The sequence below is a fragment of the Mesorhizobium sp. P5_C1 genome (assembly GCF_054049815.1).
In genome coordinates this window covers 1-3,580 of record NZ_JBFULQ010000545.1, presented here as the reverse complement: position 1 = coordinate 3,580, position 3,580 = coordinate 1, and the positions used below count along the sequence as shown (strand labels likewise).

The window sequence follows — 3,580 nt, the reverse complement described above, 5'->3', positions numbered from 1 at the left end:
CTGCCGGGACAGTTCGTCACCCTCTACGTGCGGGAGAAAGACGCGCCCCGCTTGCCGATAGTACCTCAGGCAGCGGTGCTGCWGGATCGCGAGGGGCGCTTCGTCTATCTGCTCGGCAAGAGCAACACCGTCTCGCAACGGCGCATCGACACGGGCGCACGGGTCGACAATGGCTGGGCGGTCACCATTGGCCTCAGCGGCGGCGAGCAGGTCGTCGTCCAGGGAATCCAGCGTCTTGTCGAAGGCATGACGGTTCAGCCGAGCCAAGGCCAGCCCATTGGCGATGGCCAATGATCTCCGATCTCTTCATCACGCGGACCCGGCTGGCGATTGTCTTGTCGATCGTCATTTCGATTGCAGGCGCGATCGCCATTTTTTCGCTGCCGGTGCAGCAATATCCAGAGATCACGCCGCCCACCGTCAGCGTCTCGGCGATCTATCCCGGCGCGAGCGCGGAAGTAATAGCCGATGTCGTCGGCGGGCCTCTGGAGACGGCCATCAATGGCGTCCCCAACATGATGTACATGTCGTCGACAAGTTCGAATGCCGGGCAATATTCGCTGTCCGTGACGTTTGAAGTCGGCACGGATCCAGACATTGCGCAGGTCAATGTGCAGAACAGGGCGCAATTGGCGATTTCTCAATTGCCGGCCGCGGTCACCCAGCAAGGCGTGTCGGTGCGGTCGAGATCGCCCGATTTCGTACTCGGCATCGCCTTCTATTCTCCGGACAGCAAGCTCGACGTGCTGCAGATCACCAATTTCACCTCGACAACGATCGCCGATGCGCTCTCGCGTGTCACCGGAGTCGGCGAGGCTTCCGTCGTCGGCGCGTCCGAATACTCGATGCGCATATGGATGGATCCGGCACGCATGGATGCGCTCGGCATAACGGCCGATGACGTGGCCACAGCCATTCAGCGGCAGAACATCCAGGCCTCGCTTGGCCAGGCCGGGGCTCCACCGGCGCGGGAAGGCACCGAGCTGCAATATACGCTCGTGGCCCGCGGCCGCCTCATGAGCACGGATGAATTCGGGGCCATCGTCGTGCGCACCGGCGAGGCCGGAGCGATCGTACGGTTGCACGACATCGCCCGCATCGAACTCGGCGCGCGCAATTATTCATCGAGCGCGAGCTTCGCCGGGCATGACACGGCGATGCTTCAGATAAACCAGGCGCCGGGAGCCAACGCGATCCAGACCGCCAACGCTGTGCTCGCCGAGCTAAAGCGTCTTGCACCCACGTTTCCGCCCGGCCTCCAGTACCAGGTCGTCTACGACGCGACACGGTTTGTCCGTACGAGCCTCTCGCTCATCGTGCGGATCCTCGGCGAGGCTTTCCTGATCGTGCTCGTCGTCACCTATCTGTTCTTGCAGGACTGGCGAGCCACCCTGGTCTCGGCGCTGGCCATGCCCGTCGCAATGCTGGGCGCCATCGCCATCCTGCTGGCGTTCGGATATTCGATAAACTCGATCTCGCTGCTAGCCCTGGTGCTGGCGATCGGACTGGTCGCCGACGATGCCATCCTTGTCGTCGAGAACGTCAAGCATGTCATGGAGGACGACCCCGCGGTCGAAACGGCGGCGGCCGCCCGCAAGGCGATGGGGCAGATCACGGGTCCGATCATTTCCACCACGCTCGTCCTCCTCGCCGTGGTGATCCCGACAGCTTTCCTGTCCGGCATAAGCGGGCAGCTTTACCGTCAGTTCGCGGTCACCTTGTCGGCGGCGCTGGTCATCTCGTCCGTTGTCGGCCTCACGCTCAGCCCGGCACTCAGCGCGATCCTGCTGAGGCGCGGACAGAGCGGATACCGGCGCGGTCCACTTGGCTGGTTCGCGCGCTTCATGAACGCGACGCGTGTCGGCTATGGTCGGCTGGTCGGTTTCCTGGTGCGCCTGTGGATCATACCTCTCGCCGCGCTTGCCGCCTGCTTCCTGGGTGCCTTCCTGCTGTTCAGCGGTCTTCCCGCTACCTTCCTCCCGGACGAGGACCAGGGCGCCCTGTTTGTCGATATCCAGCTTCCGAATGCCGCCTCGCTCGATCGCACGAGAGCGATTGTCGGCGAGGTTCAACGGACTCTGTCGGCAACGAAAGGCGTCGAAAACGTCATTTCGGTCGCAGGCTTCAGCATCGTGCAGGGGACACAATCTCCCAACGGAGCGATGGTGGTTGCGGCGCTGGATCCTTGGGATCAGCGCAACACGCCGGATCTGCGGCTGGACGCCATCCTCGCAAGATTGCGTGCGCAATTCTCAACCATTCCGGGCGCCAATGTTGCAGTCTTTTCGCCACCGGCCATTTCCGGCATCGGGGCGGTCGGTGGGCTCGATCTGCGCCTCCAGGCTTTGCAGGGCCAGCCGCCGGAGGAGATCGCGGCGGTGGTCCGTGCATTCGTTTCGGAGATCAACCAGGCGCCGGAGATCGGCGGTGTGGCGACTACCTTCAGCGCCGATGTGCCGCAGATTTATGTCGATGTCGACCGGACCCGCGCCGAAGCGCTTGGAGTGAGCGTGTCCGACATCTATTCGACGATCGGCGCCAGCTTCGGGTCTCGTTACGTGAACGATTTCACGCTGCAGGGGCGAGTTTTCCAAGTCAACCTGCAGGCTGACGCCGAGCATCGCGGGGACGCCGAGGATATCCTCAATCTCCATGTTCGCAGCCGGACGGGTGCGATGGTGCCGCTCAGGGCGGTGGTGTCGACCAGCACTGTGCTCGCGCCCTTCGTCATCTCCCGCTACAACCTCTCGGTAGCGGCACAGATCAACGGCCAAGTCGCGCCAGGCGGCAGTTCCGGGGCAGCGATGGATGCCATCGAACGCGTCGCGGCCCAGGCGCTGCCGGCCGGCTATGGCTACGAGTGGTCCGGCCTGTCGTTCCAGGAACGGCGCAGCGCCGGACAGGAGACCATGATCTTCGGACTGGCCTTCCTGTTCGCCTATCTGTTCTTGGTAGCGCAGTACRAAAGCTGGATGCTTCCAATCGCCGTAATTCTGTCCCTTGGAGCCGCCTTGTTCGGCGCCACTGGGGCGCTCATGCTTTTCGGACTGCAAAACAGTCTTTATGTGCAGATCGCCATCGTGCTGCTCATCGGGCTGGCGTCGAAGAACGCCATCCTGATCGTCGAATTCGCCAAGGAACGCCGCGAGGAGGGGCAACCGATCGACGAAGCGGCAAGACTTGGCGCCGAGCAACGTTTCCGTGCTGTGATGATGACGGCTCTGTCTTTCATTCTGGGCATTATTCCACTGGCGGTGTCCACCGGCGCAGGAGCCGGCGCGCGCCAGGCGGTGGGTGTCACAATCTTTGGCGGCATGCTGGCCGCAACGACGATCGGCCTTTTCATCATCCCGGCCCTATTCGCGGCGATCCAGCATATTGCGGAGTGGGCCACTGTCCGGCCGAAGGCAGGGATCGACACCAATGAGGGAGTCCAGCAATCGGGGAGGAAGCCATGACTGCCTATGAGAATGGAACCGCATCGACTTTGCCACCCACATCGGTTCGACTTCTCCTTGGCCTCGTGCTCATTGTCGGGGGCATATTCGTCTTGGGTGACGTGGCGCTGGCTACCGTGATC

At 62.7% G+C, this 3,580-nt stretch carries 2 protein-coding genes; both read left to right on the top strand.

Translation table 11 applies throughout. The annotated features are described in order from the left end of the window. Nucleotides 1-294, top strand: a 294-nt coding sequence (locus ACXJ7R_RS27585; protein WP_457154587.1) for an efflux RND transporter periplasmic adaptor subunit, incomplete at its 5' end; no start/stop codon positions are given. Continuing rightward, entirely contained in the window at nt 291-3,458 is a 3,168-nt protein-coding gene (locus ACXJ7R_RS27580; protein WP_457154586.1) for an efflux RND transporter permease subunit, read from the top strand. The genes ACXJ7R_RS27585 and ACXJ7R_RS27580, both read left to right, overlap by 4 nt. Nucleotides 3,459-3,580: the final 122 nt, after the last annotated feature.